The organism is Tenacibaculum soleae (assembly GCF_001693415.1).
GTDB classification, from domain to species: domain Bacteria; phylum Bacteroidota; class Bacteroidia; order Flavobacteriales; family Flavobacteriaceae; genus Polaribacter; species Polaribacter soleae.
This window is the reverse complement of sequence record NZ_MAKX01000001.1, coordinates 79,604-96,332: the sequence shown is the minus strand read 5'-3', so window position 1 is coordinate 96,332 and position 16,729 is coordinate 79,604. Positions and strand designations below refer to the sequence as shown.

The 16,729-nt window shown below is 31.6% G+C and carries 17 protein-coding genes and 1 tRNA gene; 14 read left to right on the top strand and 4 right to left on the bottom strand.

Annotated elements, in window-relative coordinates; translation table 11 throughout:
* From mraY to BA195_RS00405, 10 genes are all read left to right on the top strand, one after another.
* Nucleotides 1–1,227, top strand: coding sequence for a phospho-N-acetylmuramoyl-pentapeptide-transferase (gene mraY, locus BA195_RS00450; RefSeq protein ID WP_068701329.1), 1,227 nt, complete (start codon nucleotides 1–3; stop codon nucleotides 1,225–1,227).
* Nucleotide 1,228: 1 nt separating this feature from the next.
* Nucleotides 1,229–2,563 carry a UDP-N-acetylmuramoyl-L-alanine--D-glutamate ligase gene (gene murD, locus BA195_RS00445; protein WP_068701327.1) on the top strand — a complete coding sequence of 445 codons (1,335 nt, stop codon included), beginning with the start codon at nucleotides 1,229–1,231 and terminating at the stop codon, nucleotides 2,561–2,563.
* Between the two features lie 17 nt (nucleotides 2,564–2,580).
* Entirely contained in the window at nucleotides 2,581–3,771 is a 1,191-nt protein-coding gene (locus tag BA195_RS00440) for an FtsW/RodA/SpoVE family cell cycle protein (protein ID WP_068701325.1), read from the top strand.
* Nucleotides 3,755–4,846 carry an undecaprenyldiphospho-muramoylpentapeptide beta-N-acetylglucosaminyltransferase gene (murG, locus tag BA195_RS00435; protein ID WP_068701323.1) on the top strand — a complete coding sequence of 364 codons (1,092 nt, stop codon included), beginning with the start codon at nucleotides 3,755–3,757 and terminating at the stop codon, nucleotides 4,844–4,846. Before BA195_RS00440 ends, murG begins: the two co-directional genes overlap by 17 nt.
* On the top strand, nucleotides 4,846–6,192 hold the full coding sequence (gene murC, locus BA195_RS00430; protein ID WP_068701321.1) for a UDP-N-acetylmuramate--L-alanine ligase: 1,347 nt from the start codon (nucleotides 4,846–4,848) through the stop codon (nucleotides 6,190–6,192). The genes murG and murC overlap by 1 nt, the downstream gene beginning before the upstream one ends.
* Before the next feature lie 2 nt (nucleotides 6,193–6,194).
* Entirely contained in the window at nucleotides 6,195–6,932 is a 738-nt protein-coding gene (locus BA195_RS00425) for a cell division protein FtsQ/DivIB (RefSeq protein ID WP_068701319.1), read from the top strand.
* Nucleotides 6,922–8,265 carry a cell division protein FtsA gene (gene ftsA, locus BA195_RS00420; RefSeq protein WP_068701317.1) on the top strand — a complete coding sequence of 448 codons (1,344 nt, stop codon included), beginning with the start codon at nucleotides 6,922–6,924 and terminating at the stop codon, nucleotides 8,263–8,265. Before BA195_RS00425 ends, ftsA begins: the two co-directional genes overlap by 11 nt.
* A gap of 83 nt (nucleotides 8,266–8,348) precedes the next feature.
* Complete coding sequence (ftsZ, locus tag BA195_RS00415) at nucleotides 8,349–10,214, top strand: cell division protein FtsZ (RefSeq protein WP_068701315.1); 1,866 nt, start codon at nucleotides 8,349–8,351, stop codon at nucleotides 10,212–10,214.
* Between the two features lie 64 nt (nucleotides 10,215–10,278).
* Nucleotides 10,279–10,725 (top strand): GatB/YqeY domain-containing protein, encoded by a 447-nt coding sequence (locus BA195_RS00410; RefSeq protein ID WP_068701313.1) that lies wholly within the window; start codon nucleotides 10,279–10,281, stop codon nucleotides 10,723–10,725.
* Nucleotides 10,726–10,733: 8 nt separating this feature from the next.
* Nucleotides 10,734–10,807: transfer RNA gene (locus BA195_RS00405), tRNA-Arg, on the top strand.
* Nucleotides 10,808–10,878: 71 nt separating this feature from the next.
* Here BA195_RS00405 and BA195_RS00400 read toward each other — a convergent pair.
* Nucleotides 10,879–11,511: a Crp/Fnr family transcriptional regulator gene (locus BA195_RS00400; RefSeq protein WP_068701311.1), complete on the bottom strand. Its 633-nt coding sequence runs from the start codon at nucleotides 11,509–11,511 to the stop codon at nucleotides 10,879–10,881.
* A gap of 126 nt (nucleotides 11,512–11,637) precedes the next feature.
* Here BA195_RS00400 and BA195_RS00395 point away from each other — a divergent pair, with 126 nt between their 5' ends.
* Nucleotides 11,638–12,057 carry a CBS domain-containing protein gene (locus tag BA195_RS00395; RefSeq protein WP_068701309.1) on the top strand — a complete coding sequence of 140 codons (420 nt, stop codon included), beginning with the start codon at nucleotides 11,638–11,640 and terminating at the stop codon, nucleotides 12,055–12,057.
* A gap of 43 nt (nucleotides 12,058–12,100) precedes the next feature.
* Here BA195_RS00395 and rpe read toward each other — a convergent pair whose 3' ends face one another.
* Together rpe and BA195_RS00385 are read right to left on the bottom strand one after the other, a co-directional pair.
* On the bottom strand, nucleotides 12,101–12,757 hold the full coding sequence (rpe, locus tag BA195_RS00390; protein ID WP_068701307.1) for a ribulose-phosphate 3-epimerase: 657 nt from the start codon (nucleotides 12,755–12,757) through the stop codon (nucleotides 12,101–12,103).
* Nucleotides 12,758–13,016: 259 nt separating this feature from the next.
* A complete protein-coding gene (locus BA195_RS00385; protein WP_028890199.1) occupies nucleotides 13,017–13,880 on the bottom strand; it encodes a sigma-70 family RNA polymerase sigma factor in 864 nt (287 codons plus the stop codon).
* A 204-nt stretch (nucleotides 13,881–14,084) separates the two neighbouring features.
* Between BA195_RS00385 and BA195_RS00380 the strand changes: the two genes are divergently transcribed.
* The 3 genes from BA195_RS00380 to BA195_RS00370 are packed head-to-tail and all read left to right on the top strand — an operon-like array spanning nucleotide 14,085 to nucleotide 15,703.
* Entirely contained in the window at nucleotides 14,085–14,654 is a 570-nt protein-coding gene (locus BA195_RS00380; RefSeq protein WP_068701305.1) for an RNA polymerase sigma factor, read from the top strand.
* A gap of 5 nt (nucleotides 14,655–14,659) precedes the next feature.
* Nucleotides 14,660–14,854 carry a hypothetical protein gene (locus BA195_RS00375; protein WP_068701303.1) on the top strand — a complete coding sequence of 65 codons (195 nt, stop codon included), beginning with the start codon at nucleotides 14,660–14,662 and terminating at the stop codon, nucleotides 14,852–14,854.
* 30 nt (nucleotides 14,855–14,884) lie between these two features.
* Nucleotides 14,885–15,703, top strand: coding sequence for a mechanosensitive ion channel family protein (locus tag BA195_RS00370; protein WP_068701301.1), 819 nt, complete (start codon nucleotides 14,885–14,887; stop codon nucleotides 15,701–15,703).
* Between the two features lie 323 nt (nucleotides 15,704–16,026).
* Here the strand turns inward: BA195_RS00370 and porT are convergent, their stop codons facing one another.
* A complete protein-coding gene (gene porT, locus BA195_RS00365; protein ID WP_068701300.1) occupies nucleotides 16,027–16,728 on the bottom strand; it encodes a type IX secretion/gliding motility protein PorT/SprT in 702 nt (233 codons plus the stop codon).
* Between the last annotated feature and the right edge of the window lies 1 nt (nucleotide 16,729).

The window sequence follows — 16,729 nt, the reverse complement described above, 5'->3', positions numbered from 1 at the left end:
ATGCTGTATTATATATTTCAATATTTAGAAAGTGAATTTAATCTTACAGGAGCAAGTGTGTTTCAGTTTATTACATTTAGAGCAGCAATTGCATTTATTCTTTCATTATTGATTTCAACCATATTCGGAAAAAAGATTATTAACTTTTTAAGGAAACAACAAATTGGCGAAACGGTAAGAGATTTAGGTTTAATAGGGCAAGTACAAAAAGCAGGAACTCCTACAATGGGAGGTGTAATTATAATATTAGCAACCCTGGTACCGGTACTTTTGTTGGCGAAATTAGAAAACATTTATATCGTTATTTTATTAATTACTACAGTATGGATGGGATTAATAGGGTTTACTGATGATTATATAAAAGTCTTTAAAAAAGATAAAGCAGGTTTAAAAGGTAAATTTAAAGTTTTAGGGCAAGTTGGGTTAGGAGTAATCGTAGGGTCTATGTTGTATTTTCATCCAGATGTAACAATTAAAGAACAGTTGCCAGCAACGCAACAAATAACACAAGTAAACGGAAAAGTAAAAGTGTTTGGCGAAGCTCACAAATCAACTAAAACGACAGTACCTTTTTTAAAAAATAACGAATTAGATTATGCCAAAGCATTTAGCTTTTTAGGTGATGGTTATGAAAAATATGGATGGATTATTTTCATATTCGTTGTTGTTTTTATTGTTACCGGAATATCAAATGGGGCAAATTTAACAGATGGTATTGATGGTTTAGCGGCAGGTACCTCTGCAATTATGGTTATCGCACTAGCAATATTTGCTTGGGTATCAGGAAATATCATTTTCGCAGATTATTTGGATGTAATGTACATCCCTAATTCTGGTGAAATGACAGTGTTTATTTTCGCTTTTGCGGGAGCTTTAATAGGGTTTTTGTGGTACAATACATTCCCTGCTCAGGTTTTTATGGGAGATACGGGTAGTTTAACTATTGGTGGAATTATTGCAGTTATTGCAATTGCTATTCGTAAAGAATTACTGTTGCCAATTTTAGCAGGGGTTTTTGTAATTGAAAATTTATCAGTAATCCTTCAAGTGTTCTATTTTAAATACACAAAAAAACGCTTTGGCGAAGGAAAAAGAATTTTTAAAATGGCTCCTTTACATCATCATTATCAGAAACTAAATTATCATGAAAGTAAAATAGTTACCCGTTTTTGGATTGTTGGAATCTTATTAGCCGTATTAACAATTGTAACCTTGAAATTACGATAAAATGAAAAGGTTAGTGGTTCTTGGTGGTGGAGAAAGCGGAGTGGGTACTGCAATTTTAGCAAAACAAAAGGGTTTTGATGTTTTTGTGTCTGACAAAGGAAGTATTGCAAAAAGATATAAAAAAGTTCTTTTACAGCATGCAATTGATTTTGAAGAAAATCAGCATACCGAAAATAAAATTTTTAATGCTGATGTGGTGATGAAGAGCCCAGGTATTCCAGATACGGTAAACCTAATTCAAAAATTACGGTTACAAAAGATACAGGTAATTTCTGAAATCGAGTTTGCGGTGGCATTTACCAAGGCAAATATAATCGGAATTACAGGTTCAAACGGAAAAACAACCACAACAATGCTAACAGGTCACGTGCTTAAAAAAGCAGGTTTTAATGTTGGTGTTGGTGGAAATATAGGAGATAGTTTTGCGCAATTGATTGCTGAGCAAAATTATGAAGAATATGTATTAGAATTAAGTAGTTTTCAATTAGATGGAATTATAGATTTTAAACCACATATAGCAATTATAACCAATATATCGCCAGATCATTTAGATCGATATGATTATAATTATGACAAGTATATAGCTTCAAAATTTCGAATAACTAAAAATCAAACAGTAAATGATTTTTTAATATACGATGCAGATGATGAAGCAATACAAGGCTGGTTGAGTAAAAATAAAACTAACGCACAAAAAGTTCCGTTTTCAATTGAAAGAGAATTAGCATACGGAGTTTTTTTAAGACAAGATAAAATAATAATGAAATTAACAAGAGAAGAGGTATTAATGAATGTTTCTGAATTAGGATTAAAAGGAAAACATAACACTAAAAATGCAATGGCAGCATCAATGGCAGCAACGCTGTTACAGGCAAGAAAAGAAACAATTGCAGAAAGTTTGTTAGATTTTGAAGGTGTTGAGCATCGTTTAGAAAACGTACAAAGAGTTAACGGAGTGCAATATATAAATGATAGTAAGGCTACAAATATTAATGCAGTATTTTATGCTTTAGAGTGTATGGATGTACCAACAGTGTGGATTGTAGGAGGTGTTGATAAAGGAAATGATTATACAGATCTTTTACCATTGGTAAGAGAAAAAGTAAAAGCAATCGTTTGTTTAGGGTTGGATAACCAAAAAATTATAGCCACATTTGGTAATGTAGTAGATGTTTTGGTTGAAACTGCAGGAGCTGAAGAAGCTGTTAAGGTGGCTAATAAAATAGCAGCTAAAGGAGATGTTGTTTTGTTGTCGCCAGCATGCGCTAGTTTTGATCTATTTGAAAGTTATGAAGATAGAGGTAGGAAGTTTAAAGAAGCTATTAAAAATTTATAAAACCATTCTGATTGATGATGAAAACCATCTTTCAACATATTAAAGGAGATAGAGCTATTTGGGCAATTGCAGCAGTGTTAGCAATTTTCTCATTTATGCCAATATATAGTGCAAGTACCAACCTAGTTTATGTGGTTGGTAACGGTTCTACATTTGGGCATTTGGTAAAGCATATTGTATTGCTAATTACTGGTTTTGCAGTAATTTATGGTGTGCATAAAATTCCGTACCGCTATTTTAGTGGAGGCTCTGCTTTAATGTTACCTGTTGTTGTGTTATTGTTGATATTCACATTGTCGCAAGGAACCACTATTGGTGGTGCCAATGCAAGTAGGTGGATTCATATACCGTTTGTAGGTATTGGTTTTCAAACCTCTACTTTGGCAGGATTAGTGTTAATGGTATATGTATCAAGGTATCTGGCGCAAAACAAAGAAAAAATAATAACTTTTAAAGAAAGTTTGTATCAACTATGGTTGCCAATAGCTTTTGTATTGGTTTTAGTCTTGCCAGCAAACTTTTCAACGACCGCTATTATTTTTTCAATGATTTTATTATTAACCTTTATTGGGGGGTATCCATTAAAATATATAGGGTATATTTTAGCAATGGGGCTTTTTTCTTTGTTGTTTTTTATTCTGGTAGCAAAAGCATTTCCTGATGCAATGCCCAATCGTGTAAGTACATGGCAAAGTAGGATTGAAGGGTTTTCAAAATCTGATGGAAAAGAAAATTATCAAGTAGAAAAAGCTAAAATAGCAATTGCTACTGGCGGATTAGTAGGTAAAGGGCCAGGTAAAAGTGTGCAAAAGAACTTTTTACCACAATCCTCTTCCGATTTTATATATGCAATTATTATTGAAGAATATGGGTTAGTAGGTGCAGTAATTGTAGTGTTTATTTATTTTATGTTGCTTTTCAGAATTTTAATTACAGCAAAAAAAGCAACTACTATTTTCGGTACATTAATGGTGTTGGGGGTAGGAATACCAATTGTTTTTCAAGCGATGATTAACATGGCGGTAGCTGTAAATATATTACCGGTAACGGGACAAACATTGCCGTTAATCAGTAGTGGAGGTACTTCTATTTGGATGACATGTTTTGCGCTGGGAATGATATTAAGTGTGAGTGCGTCAAAAAATGAAACAGAAGAAACAATTTTAGATGATAATCCTTTAGATATTTTACATGAAACAATCGATTAATGTTATAATAAGCGGTGGTGGAACTGGAGGGCATATCTATCCAGCAATAGCAATTGCAAACGAAATAAAATCTCGTTATCCAGCGGCTAATATTTTGTTTGTAGGTGCAGAAGATAAAATGGAAATGGAAAAAGTTCCGCAAGCGGGATATGCAATTAAAGGATTATGGATTTCAGGAATTCAACGAAAATTAACTGTTGAAAATTTACTTTTTCCAATAAAATTATTAAGTAGTTTATGGAAAGCGTACAAAATTATTAGAAAATTTAAACCTGATGTAGCAATCGGTACAGGTGGTTTTGCAAGTGGTCCAACATTAATGGTTGCGGGAAGTAAGGGAGTTCCGACTTTGGTGCAAGAGCAAAATTCATTTCCAGGAATAACAAATAAATTGTTGAGTAAAAAAGCAATAAAAGTATGTGTTGCTTATGATGGTTTAGAAAGGTTTTTTTCGAATGAGAAAATTATAAAAACGGGAAACCCTGTTAGACAAGATTTACTTAGTATTGATACGAAAGTTGAAGAAGGGCAAAAGGCTTTTGGTTTAGATACAGCTAAGAAAACAATTTTAGTTTTAGGAGGAAGTTTAGGGGCAAGAAAAATAAATCAATTAATAGAGTCAAATTTAACATTTTTTAAAGAGCAAAATGTTCAGTTGATATGGCAGTGCGGTAAGTTGTATTTTGAAGATTATAAAAAATATAATGAATTAGAAAATGTGCAAGTGCATCAATTTTTAAATAGTATGGATTTAGCATATGCTTCAGCAGATTTTATAATTTCAAGAGCTGGTGCAAGTTCGGTTTCTGAACTATGTATAGTAGGTAAACCAACTATTTTTATTCCGTCGCCTAACGTTGCTGAGGATCATCAAACAAAAAATGCAAAGTCAATTGCAGATAAAGGTGGTGCAATCTTGATAAAAGAAAGTAAATTAACTACTTTTTCATCGATACTAGAAGCGTTGTTAAATGACCAAGAAAAGCAACAGAGTTTAAGTAAAAATATTAAAGCATTAGCATTGCCTAATGCAACGATTGATATAGTTAACGAGGTAGAAAAATTAATTATTTAGTGAATTTAAAAGCGATACATAACGTTTATTTTATAGGTATTGGAGGAATAGGAATGAGCGCTATAGCCCGTTATTTTTCAGTAAATGGAAAACAAGTGTTTGGTTATGACAAAACACCGAGTCCGATTACTCAAAAATTAGAGCGTATTGGGGTTAAAATTCATTTCGATGATGCTGTTAAAAATATAGCATTACCTTGTTTAGATAAGGAAAGTACGTTGGTTGTTTACACACCAGCAGTTCCGAAAGAACATCAAGAGTTAAATTACTTTAAAAATAACGGATTTGAAGTTTTAAAAAGAGCGGAGATTTTAGGAGAAATCACTAAAAACACCTTTTGTTTAGCCGTTGCAGGTACACATGGTAAAACAACAACGTCTTCAATTTTAGGACATATAATGCAACCAGAAAAAGCAACTTCTTTCTTAGGAGGATTTGCAGAAAATTATAATTCTAACCTAATTTTAGGAGAGGACAAAATATCAGTGGTTGAAGCAGATGAGTTTGATAGATCGTTTTTAAAATTATCGCCAAATATTGCCTGTGTTACATCAATGGATGCAGATCATTTAGATATTTATGGTGAAAATGAAATGTTACAGCAATCATTCAGAGATTTTGCAAATAAAGTTTCTGATACTTTAATTATTGCTAAAGGTTTGCCTTTAAAAGGATTGACGTATGCGGTAAATGAATCAGCAGATTATAAGGCTTTTAATGTAAGAGTAGGCACAGGTAAATATGTTTTTGATGTACAAACACCAACATCAGTAATAAAAAATATTGAATTTCATTTGCCAGGGAAACACAATATGATGAATGCTTTGGCAGCAATAGCTATGGCAAATGTTTATGGATTGTCATTGATAAAAATAAAAGAGCAATTAAAAACATTTAAAGGGGTTCAGCGCAGGTTTTCGTATAAGATAAAAAGAGAAGACATTGTGTTAATTGATGATTATGCGCATCATCCAACAGAAATAAACGCAGTAGAGCATTCAGTGCGTGAAATGTATCCGAATGAAAAGGTGTTAGCGGTTTTTCAACCACACTTGTATAGTAGAACAAAAGATTTTATAAATGATTTTGCAGTAGCACTTTCTAAATTCGATGAAGTACTGTTGTTAGATATTTACCCGGCAAGAGAGTTACCTATTACAGGAGTTACTTCTTCTTGGTTATTAAATAAATTAACGATTAATAATAAAAAGTTGGTGGTTAAAGATAAGTTGGGTGAAGAAGTGCTAAAATCGGATGCAAAAATTATTACAATGTTAGGTGCGGGCGATATTGGTTTGTTGGTTGATGAAGTAAAAAGCAAACTGGAAAAAAAATACGCAAATTAAATATGAAAACAATAACAACATATTTATCTTTTCTCTTACTGTTGGTGTTTTTAGGCTTTCTATACGGGTTTACAAAGGGTAAAAACGAGGTGAAAAAAGTGAAAAAAACAGTGGTAGAGTTTGCTGCAGGTGATAATAACTTTTTGACACACAGTATGGTTGATAAATTGTTAATACAAAATAAAAAATTTGTTAAAAACCAACCAAAAAGAGTGGTAGATTTACACCTTTTAGAAGCGAATGTTTCTGCAAGCCCTTATGTTGAAAAAGCAGCTGTTTTTTTAACAATTAATGGCGTCTTAAAAACACTAATAAAACAACGTAGCCCAATAGCTCGTGTTGTTAATAAAGGAGATTCTTATTATGTTGATAAGTACGGTGTTAAGATGCCATTGTCAGAAAATTTTTCAGCAAGAGTACCTTTGGTTTCTGGTATAAATGACAACAGTGATGTAACAGCATTAATAGGGCTAATAAAAATAATTGGAACGTATGATTTTTTAAAAAAAGAAATTATTGCAATCCAAAAAAATGCTTTAAACGAATATATGTTTACGGTTCGAAGTGGAGATTATAAAATAATTTTCGGAAAACTTAAAAACGTAAATGTAAAATTTAAAAAGTTAATAGCTTTTTACAACAAAGCATTGATTGATAAAACAATTAAAAATTATAAGACAATAAATGTAAAATACCACAACCAAGTTGTGTGCACAAAACAAAAGCAAGATGGAGAATAATAAAATTTCAGTTGGTTTAGATATTGGTACTACCAAAATTGTTGCCATGATTGGTCGTAAAAATGAGTACGGCAAATTAGAAGTTTTGGGTATTGGTAAAGCTAAAAGTTTAGGTGTAAAACGAGGAGTGGTAAGTAATATTACACAAACAATCCAGTCGATACAGCAAGCAGTTGATGAAGCTCAAAGTGTTTCTGGGTTAACAATAGAGAGTGTTGTTGTAGGTATTGCTGGGCAACATATAAGAAGCTTACACCATAGTGATTATATAACTCGTACAAAGTCAGACGAAGTAATTGATGAAAGTGATATTGAAAGTTTAGTAGGGCAGGTACACAAATTGGTAATGTTACCAGGGGAGGAAATTATTCATGTATTACCGCAAGATTTTAAAGTAGATAGTCAGTCAGATATTAAAGAACCTATCGGAATGTACGGCGGTCGATTAGAGGCTAATTTTCATGTAGTTGTTGGGCAAGTTTCTTCTATCAGAAATATTGGTAGGTGCGTAAAAAGTGCAGGCTTAAATTTATCACACATCACATTAGAACCATTAGCATCATCATCAGCAGTTTTAAGTCAAGAAGAAAAAGAAGCAGGAGTTGCTTTGATTGATATTGGTGGAGGTACTACTGATTTAGCAATTTTTAAAGATGGTATTATTCGTCATACAGCCGTAATTCCCTTTGGCGGAAATGTAATTACTGACGATATAAAAGAAGGTTGTTCAATAATTGAAAAACAGGCCGAATTATTAAAGGTGAAATTTGGATCAGCATGGCCAGGAGAAAATAAAGAAACAGAAATAGTTTCAATACCTGGTTTAAGAGGAAGAGAGCCTAAAGAAATTACGCTTAAAAATTTATCAAAAATAATTCATGCTAGAGTACAAGAAATTATAGAGCATGTATATTTAGAAATAAAAAATTACGGACATGAAACTCAAAAAGGAAAACTAATTGCCGGAATTGTATTAACCGGAGGTGGCTCTGAATTAAAACATTTACGTCAGTTAGTAGAATATATTACAGGTATGGATGTGCGTATAGGTTACCCTAATGAGCATTTAGCAGGTGATTCAGATGATGTTTTATCAAGTCCTTCATACGCAACCGCTGTTGGTTTATTAATGGAAGGTTTAGAAAAAGATGTATGTGAAATAGAAGATGATGTTTTGGAGCAGCAACAAGAAATTGAGGAAAAAATAGCCGATGAAGAAGAAGCTAATGCGCCAAAAATTGAAGAAAATATAAAGGAAAGAAAAGTTAAATCGAAATCTTTCTTTGATAAGTTTACTGAAAAGTTTAAAGAATTTTTAGACAACGCAGAATAAAGAATATTAAATAAAATTAATCCTTTTTTGTCCCCTGAGAAAGGAGAGTAAAGTGAATAAAAAATTAAAAAAGAAAAGTTATTATGAGCACAGAATTCAATAACATTTCATTCGACATGCCAAAAACACAATCAAATGCTATTAAAGTGATTGGAGTTGGTGGGGGAGGAAGTAATGCGGTAGACCACATGTATAATAAACAAATTCATGGGGTCGATTTCGTAATTTGTAATACCGATGCGCAAGCGTTAGAGAGTAGCCCCATTCCCAATAAAATTCAGTTAGGAGCCCATTTAACATCGGGGTTAGGAGCTGGTGCAAATCCGGATGTTGGTGCGCAAGCAGCAGCCGAAAGTATTCAAGAAATTCAACAAATGCTAAGCACGCATACTAAAATGGTATTTATTACCGCAGGTATGGGGGGTGGTACAGGTACTGGTGCGGCACCTATTATTGCCAAAATAGCAAAAGACATGGATATTTTAACGGTAGGTATCGTTACAATGCCATTTCAATTTGAAGGAAAAAGACGCTCTCAACAAGCTCAAAAAGGAATAGATGAATTACGTAAAAATGTAGATTCACTTATTATTATTAATAATAATAAACTTAGAGAGGTTTACGGAAATTTAGGTTTCAAAGCAGGTTTTTCTAAGGCAGATGAAGTTTTAGCTACCGCAGCTAAAGGTATTGCAGAAGTAATAACGCATCATTATAAACAAAACATCGATTTACACGATGCAAAAACTGTACTTTCTAATAGTGGAACTGCTATTATGGGGTCAGCTAAAGAAACTGGAGATAATCGCGCTAAAAATGCAATTATAAAAGCATTAGATTCTCCATTGTTAAATGATAATAAAATTACTGGCGCTAAAAATGTATTGTTATTAATAGTTTCTGGTACAAATGAAGTTACTTTAGATGAAATAGGAGAGATCAATGACTATATTCAAGATGAAGCAGGTTATGATGCAAATATTATCATGGGGGTTGGTGAAGATGAAGCTTTAGAAGATGGAATCGTTGTAACTATTGTAGCTACAGGTTTTACGGCCGATCAGCAAGGAACAATAATTAATACAGAAGTTAAAAAAATTGTTCATACCTTAGAAGATGAGCAAAAAGCAACCTATGATTTTGGTGAGCAAAAAGTGCAGGCTGCACCAGCAATAAACCAACCACTTACAACAAAAACACCATCAAAAATTGTTCATGTTTTAGAGGAGGAGGAAGAAGTTATAAAATCAAACTTTAATTTAACTCCAACAACCGCAGCAATAAAAAATATTGATGTAACATATGATGAAATTGCTATTGAAACAATTTCTGAAGATGATTTTATTATCACAAATGCTGTTAAGCAGAATAATGTTAAAAAAGAGGAGAAACAACAACCGCTTCAACAAGATTTATTATTTGACTTACCGGTAAATTCTTATGAAGAAGTAAAGCCTGAACCTCCAATAACAAATGTCATAAAAAATATTAATGTTATTGCCGAAGAAATAAAACCACAAGCACACCAAATAGAAAAGCGATATGTTTTAGATGATTTTAATGTACAGCCAACTATTGGTAAAAGCTCTACACCAATTGTAAAAGAACAAATTGAAGAAGAGTTGCAATTTGAGGTAAAAACTAAAACTCAAGAAGAAATTAATAATATTGAAACAACAAGTGAAGAAGTTTCACCGTTAGATATTACTATTTCTGAGTTAAGAAAAAGAGCGCAAGAAAGACGTGAAAATATGAAAGGGTTTAATCATAAGTTTAGCGATCAGGTAAATAAAAATATCGATGAAATTGAGCGTCAACCAGCTTATAAAAGACAGGGGGTTGATATTAATGCAGGAGCAAATATTAGTAAGTCAGATACCGCGTTAAATACTGATAATAACGATTTTTTGCGTTCAAATAATTCGTTTTTACATGATAATGTAGATTAATGGAATAAAATAAAATATTTTAAATTCCCGTAAATCGGGAATTTTTTAAACCTAAAAAACTATTATGAGTTTGCAAAAAGAAGTAATGAATAAAATGAAAGAAGCTATGAAATCGAAAGATACCGTAGCTTTAACTGCATTAAGAGCATTGAAATCGGCCTTTATGTTAGCGAATACTGAAACTGGGGCAGGTGAGATATCTGAAGCTGAAGAACTAAAAATTATTCAAAAACAAGTAAAACAACGTAAGGATAGTGCTGCTGTTTTTTCTGAACAAGGAAGAGAGGATTTAGCAGCTCCAGAATTAGCAGAAGCAACTGTACTAGAGCAATTTTTACCAGAATCATTATCTGAAGTTGAAATTGAAAAAGTAGTAAACGAGGTTATAGTAAAAGTTGGTGCTGAAGGAATGAAAGATATGGGTAAAGTAATGGGAATTGTTTCAAAACAATTAGCAGGGCAAGCTGATGGTAAAACGATCTCTACCCTAGTTAAAAAGAATTTGATGTAAATTATAATGGCTGCGTAGTTCAACTGGATAGAATATCAGATTTCGGCTCTGAGGGTTGGGGGTTCGAATCCCTTCGCGGTCACAAAATTAAGCACAAAAAAAAGCAATAGAAAGTACAATCTATTGCTTTTTTTATAATTAATAATATTTAAGTTATAGTTCTAATATTTTTATTTGATTTCTACGTAGTTCAATTTTTGATTGTTTTTCTAGTGCCTTTAGTAACCTTGAAATAACAACTCTAGAAGTGTGTAAGTCATTTGCAATTTGTAAATGAGTAACATTTAAAACATCATTACCTATAACCATGGCTTTGTCTTTTAAATACTTTAACAAACGATCATTCATGTTTAAAAAGGCAATAGAATCTACAGCATCTATAAATTCGTTAAGTCTAGAATGGTAGCTGGCTAAAATGTATTCTTGCCAACTTTTATACTTACTTAACCACTCAGACATTTTGTTTTTAGGAATCATTAAAAGTGTAACATCTGTTTCAGCAACTGCTTTAATTTTACTTTTAGTTTCTCCCATACAGCATGATAGTGTCATGGCGCAAGTATCTCCTTTTTCGATATAATATAACACTAATTCATCGCCATCTTTGTCTTCTCGTAAAATTTTAATAGCTCCGCTAATTATTAGTGGTATAGCTACCATGTAACTATTGACATCAATAATAATATCATCTTCTTTAAACTTTTTATAGATGGATACGTTTGCTATTTCTTGAAGTAGATTTTCTTCAAATAAATAGCCATAATGTTGTTGTAGTTTAGTAATCAATTTTATAAGTATTTAGAAAGCATAATTTACGAAAATCAAAAATAGATATTGCTGATTTTTATCAGATTTTTGATTGATTTTATTTCTGAAATTTGTTGTAGTAATTAACAATAAATTGAAAATAAGATGAAAAAAAGAACACCAGTGTCAGCAATTATGAGTAAGAACGTAATAACATTAAGTAGTAGTGATGATTTAATGCTTGCAGAAAAGTTATTTAAGAAAGAAAAGATAAGGCATATTCCTGTTGTAAGTGGTTCTGAAATAAAGGGAATGTTAAGTTATACTGACTTATTAAGAATTAGTTTTGCGGATGCTGCTGATGAAGATGAAAAAGATGTAGATACAGTGGTTTATAATATGTTTACTATTGATCAGGTAATGGCAAAAACATTAGTGACAGTAAATTCATCATCAACAATAAAAGAGGTTGCTGAAATTTTATCTAAAAAAGAATTTCATGCATTACCTGTTGTTGATAATAATGAGTTGGTAGGTATTGTTACTACAACCGATTTAATTAATTATTTATTAGAACAATTTTAAACTAAAAAGAGGAGGTTTTTTAAACCTCCTCTTTTCTTTATTTTTAATTAACCAATTCTTTTAAATTTTTAATTGTTTCTGTTGGATTATCACTTTTAAATACATAACTACCGGCAACAAGTACATCAGCACCAGCTTCAATAAGTTGATTGGCATTTTGGTCGGTAACACCACCGTCAATTTCTATTTGACAATCAGAATTTGAAAATTCTATTAAATGTTTTAATTGACTTACTTTTTTGTAGGTGTTTTCAATGAATGATTGCCCACCAAAACCTGGGTTTACACTCATGATACACACCAAATCTAAATCAGCAATTACATCTTCTAAAACAGCAATTGGTGTATGCGGATTTAAGGCAACTCCAGCTTTCATGCCTGCAGCTTTTATTGCTTGTATTGTTCTGTGTAAATGTGTACAAGCTTCGTAATGTACCGTTAAAATGTCTGCGCCTAAGTCGGCAAAGGTTTTAATATATCTGTCAGGATCAACAATCATTAAATGTACATCGATTGTTTTGTTGGCGTGTTTTGAAATTGCTTTTAAAACAGGCATTCCAAAAGATATGTTGGGTACAAAAACACCGTCCATAATATCAATATGAAACCAATCGGCATCACTATTGTTTACCATTTCAATGTCTTGTTGTAAGTTAGCAAAATCTGCTGCTAAAATTGATGGTGCAATTAAATTACTCATTAGTTTGTTGTTGTGTTGTTATTTGTGCAAAGATACTTAATTCGTCTTTGCAAGAAACTATGGTAAAGTAATAAAATACATAAATATGCTTAGCCCTGATAGAACGGTTTGTGTGAGCTCTTTTTTGAAGGATGAAAAAAAAGCGAGTAGTGAAAGCAGGAAAAGGCTTCAAATAAAAAAACTCTCGAAAAATTAATTCGAGAGTTTATATATGTGTGTTTTGTAACATCAGTAAGATGACAAAAGGGGTCTGCGACTTCTAGCCTAAGTAAGTCATTAATATTTTAGATCTAGAAGTGTGCTTTAATCTTCTGATTGCTTTTTCTTTAATTTGACGTACACGCTCTCGAGTTAAATCGAACGTTTCACCGATTTCTTCTAAAGTCATTGGTTGGTGCTCTCCTAAACCGAAGTATAATTTTACAACATCCGCTTCACGAGGTGTTAAAGTTTCTAGTGCACGGTTAATTTCGATACGTAAAGATTCGTGTAATAATGTTTTATCTGGATTTGGAGATTCTCCTGAGTTTAATACATCGTATAAGTTAGAATCTTCACCTTCAATTAAAGGCGCATCCATTGATACGTGACGACCAGAGTTTTTCATTGACTCTTTTACGTCATTTACAGTCATGTCTAATTTCTTAGCAATTTCTTCAGGACTTGGAGGTCTTTCATTTTCTTGCTCTAAGAAAGCATACATTTTATTTATTTTGTTGATAGAACCAATCTTATTTAAAGGTAAACGTACAATACGTGATTGCTCTGCCAATGCTTGTAAGATAGATTGACGAATCCACCATACAGCGTATGAGATAAATTTAAATCCACGAGTTTCATCAAAACGTTTTGCTGCTTTAATTAAACCTAAATTACCTTCGTTAATTAAATCTGGTAATGTTAATCCTTGGTTTTGATATTGCTTTGCTACCGAGACAACGAAACGTAAATTGGCTTTAGTTAATTTTTCTAAGGCTCTTTGGTCACCAGCTTTAATTCTTTGTGCTAATTCTACTTCTTCATCGGCAGTAATTAAATCTACTTTTCCTATTTCTTGTAAATATTTGTCTAAAGAAGCAGTTTCTCTGTTAGTAACCTGCTTGGTAATTTTAAGTTGTCTCATCGAATTAAGTAATATTTTAATTTATCAATCGGTCTACATTAACTTATACGTATGATGTTGTTTTTTTGTTACAAAAAAAAGATAATTTTTTTACTTTTATTTTTATCTCGTTAAAGAAATGTTAATTTTGTACTTTCGTGCATAAAAATAAGTGACAATTAATGAAAATAAGTGTCAAATTTAATTACAAACCAAACTTAGCTATTGAAAAGCCCTGACAATACAAAACTAAGCGACGAAGAACTGGTTAGTAAAATAGTAGAAAAAAATGATACTCATTTATTTGCTGTTTTGTATGATCGGTATGCGGGTGTTGTTTATAATAAATGTTATGGTTTTTCTAAAAATAAAGAAGAAGCACAAGATTTAACGCATGATGTGTTTATTCGTTTATTCGTAAAATTAAGAACTTTTAAAGGAAAGTCTAAGTTTTCTACCTGGTTGTATTCTTTTACCTATAATTTCTGCGTAAATTACGTGCAAAGAAATAAAGAGAAGAAAAAAGAAAAAGTAACTGTTGTAACCGATGAGATAAAAGAAGATAGTAATGAGGATGAGATAAATGATGCTGCATTGTTTGAACTTAAGGCTGATAAACTAGCAAAAGCTCTTGAAAAAATAGCTGTTTCTGAAAAGATGATTTTATTAATGAAATATCAAGATGATATGAGTATTAAAGAAATATCAGCAGCACTAGAGTTAGGAGATAGCGCAGTAAAAATGCGTTTAAAAAGAGCAAAAGAAAAAGTTATAAAGGCATATAACGCACTGTAATAATTATGGAAAATCCATTTAAGAAAATATTACATAATGAAGAGTTGCCCGAGGCACTAAAAGGCAAAGTGCTTGGCGATGTGGCAATGATAAAGCTATCGATAGATATGGCTGATTTATTTGTGGTAAAATACCCAAATACAATTGCTGATTTATTAGGTGGTGGTGCGATTAAAGAAAAATCGAAAGAGACAGAATAACTAATAAAATTAATACCAATCATAGTAATTATGAATGCACTACAAATAGATATTTTAAAACCTTTTAAAAATATTTTTCAAGATATAATAGATTCACTGCCAACAGTTTTTGGATTTATTGGTTTTGTAATTTTAGCTTGGTTAATTATAAAGTTTTTTTTATTTATAGTTAAAAAAGCTTTAAGTAAAACAAAGATTGATGAATGGTCTAAAAAGCTAAGTAAAACAGAAATTTTTGGTAACTCAACAATAAATATTGTTTTAACAACAGCAATATTAGCTGTTTTGAAATGGTTTTTAATTTTAACATTTGTAATGGCAGGTTCAAATATATTTGGACTTGTAGTTGTTTCTGAAGGAATAAGAAGTTTTTTTGCTTATTTACCTAAATTATTAACTGCATTAGGAATTTTTGTAGCTGGAGCTTATTTAGGCACCATGGTAAAGAAAGCTATTCAAACATTATTTAAGTCTATGGAAATTTCTGGAGGAAATTTAGTAGGTAATATCGCTTTTTATTTAATTGTAGTTTTTTTGTCAATAACAGCGTTAGATCAAGCAGGAGTTGATACATCAGTAATAAAAAGTAATTTAACGTTATTGATAGGATCTGTGCTCTTAGCCTTCACATTAGCCTTTGGTTTAGGAGCAAAAGAAGTTGTAGCAAGATTGCTTTATGGATACTATTCAAGAAAAAATGTAAGTATTGGTAAAAAAGTTACTATAGGAGATATTAAAGGCGTTGTTACAGCAGTAGATAATATTTGTATGGTAATTACCACTGCTGATGGAAAGATAGTGTTGCCAATTAAAGACGTGGTAGACAGTAAAATAGTTATTGAAAATTAAAGAGTTTAAACTTTTTATTTTATATTTGTCAGTAATTGATAAAAAGAATTATAAAAATGATAGATTTCGGGGGACTTCTATCTTATAAGTAAAGACGTATTCTTTACTTTATGACCATCGAAAGATGGTCATTTTTTTTACTACAATTCGTGATTTATACTAATAAAATGTTTCTCTAACTAAAGAAGGGTAGATTTGGAGGACTCTGTTTTATTTAGATTATTATAAATGACTTTCGGAAACGGAAGTTATTTTTAGTTGTAAACGTGCAGTTGTAGTTATAGAATAATAAAAAAAGCTACTGTTTTAAGTAGCTTTTTTTATTATTCGAAAGATAAGTGAAGAAAAACACCTCTTGTACCTAAAAAGTCAATAGGATCTGTCCATTGACTTGAAGACTTATTGTCATATACTGTTTCATTATTAATTGCAAAGATGCCTCTAATAGAAGGTGAGAACTTAAAATAACTCAAGTAAAAATCAACACCAATACCAACCTCGTACATAAAGTTACTAGAAGTGGTTCTAAACTGACCTGCAAAATTATCATTACTGTTGCCTTCATTACTAGAAAAATTATAATCGTATGATATTCCTCCTAATACATAAGGTCTTAAGTTGTTCATTCTATTAGTGCTTAATTTTAAGATAAAAGGTAGGTGTAAGTATGTGGCACCTACTTCTCTTGTTTTTACATTATCAGCACCAGCAATATGTTTAAACGTTAAAGTTTTAGTGTTAGATATTAATCCAGGTTCAAAACGTAAATTAAGATTCTCGTGTAGTTTTAAATCAGCAATTAAACCAACATTGAAACCTATTGATGACGATACATCTATTTCGGCATCATTAAAAGCACTTGGTTTGTATGCTATTTTATAACCGTTATTATTTAAGCCTAAATAAAATCCGTAATGAAATATTGGTTTATCAAAACTTGGTAGGTTTAATATTTTTTCTCTTTGTGCTTGAAAGCTGATTGTGAAAAATCCGAAAAATCCGAAAAGTAACAGTTTTTTTAACATA

Bases quoted from the DNA above. Each gene is read 5' to 3' on its own strand.
- mraY (WP_068701329.1), top strand. From the start codon at position 1: ATGCTGTATTATATATTTCAATATTTAGAAAGTGAATTTAATCTTACA.
- murD (WP_068701327.1), top strand. From the start codon at position 1,229: ATGAAAAGGTTAGTGGTTCTTGGTGGTGGAGAAAGCGGAGTGGGTACT.
- BA195_RS00440 (WP_068701325.1), top strand. From the start codon at position 2,581: ATGAAAACCATCTTTCAACATATTAAAGGAGATAGAGCTATTTGGGCA.
- murG (WP_068701323.1), top strand. From the start codon at position 3,755: ATGAAACAATCGATTAATGTTATAATAAGCGGTGGTGGAACTGGAGGG.
- BA195_RS00425 (WP_068701319.1), top strand. From the start codon at position 6,195: ATGAAAACAATAACAACATATTTATCTTTTCTCTTACTGTTGGTGTTT.
- ftsA (WP_068701317.1), top strand. From the start codon at position 6,922: ATGGAGAATAATAAAATTTCAGTTGGTTTAGATATTGGTACTACCAAA.
- ftsZ (WP_068701315.1), top strand. From the start codon at position 8,349: ATGAGCACAGAATTCAATAACATTTCATTCGACATGCCAAAAACACAA.
- BA195_RS00410 (WP_068701313.1), top strand. From the start codon at position 10,279: ATGAGTTTGCAAAAAGAAGTAATGAATAAAATGAAAGAAGCTATGAAA.
- BA195_RS00395 (WP_068701309.1), top strand. From the start codon at position 11,638: ATGAAAAAAAGAACACCAGTGTCAGCAATTATGAGTAAGAACGTAATA.
- rpe (WP_068701307.1), bottom strand. From the start codon at position 12,757: ATGAGTAATTTAATTGCACCATCAATTTTAGCAGCAGATTTTGCTAAC.
- BA195_RS00385 (WP_028890199.1), bottom strand. From the start codon at position 13,880: ATGAGACAACTTAAAATTACCAAGCAGGTTACTAACAGAGAAACTGCT.
- BA195_RS00375 (WP_068701303.1), top strand. From the start codon at position 14,660: ATGGAAAATCCATTTAAGAAAATATTACATAATGAAGAGTTGCCCGAG.
- BA195_RS00370 (WP_068701301.1), top strand. From the start codon at position 14,885: ATGAATGCACTACAAATAGATATTTTAAAACCTTTTAAAAATATTTTT.
- porT (WP_068701300.1), bottom strand. From the start codon at position 16,728: ATGTTAAAAAAACTGTTACTTTTCGGATTTTTCGGATTTTTCACAATC.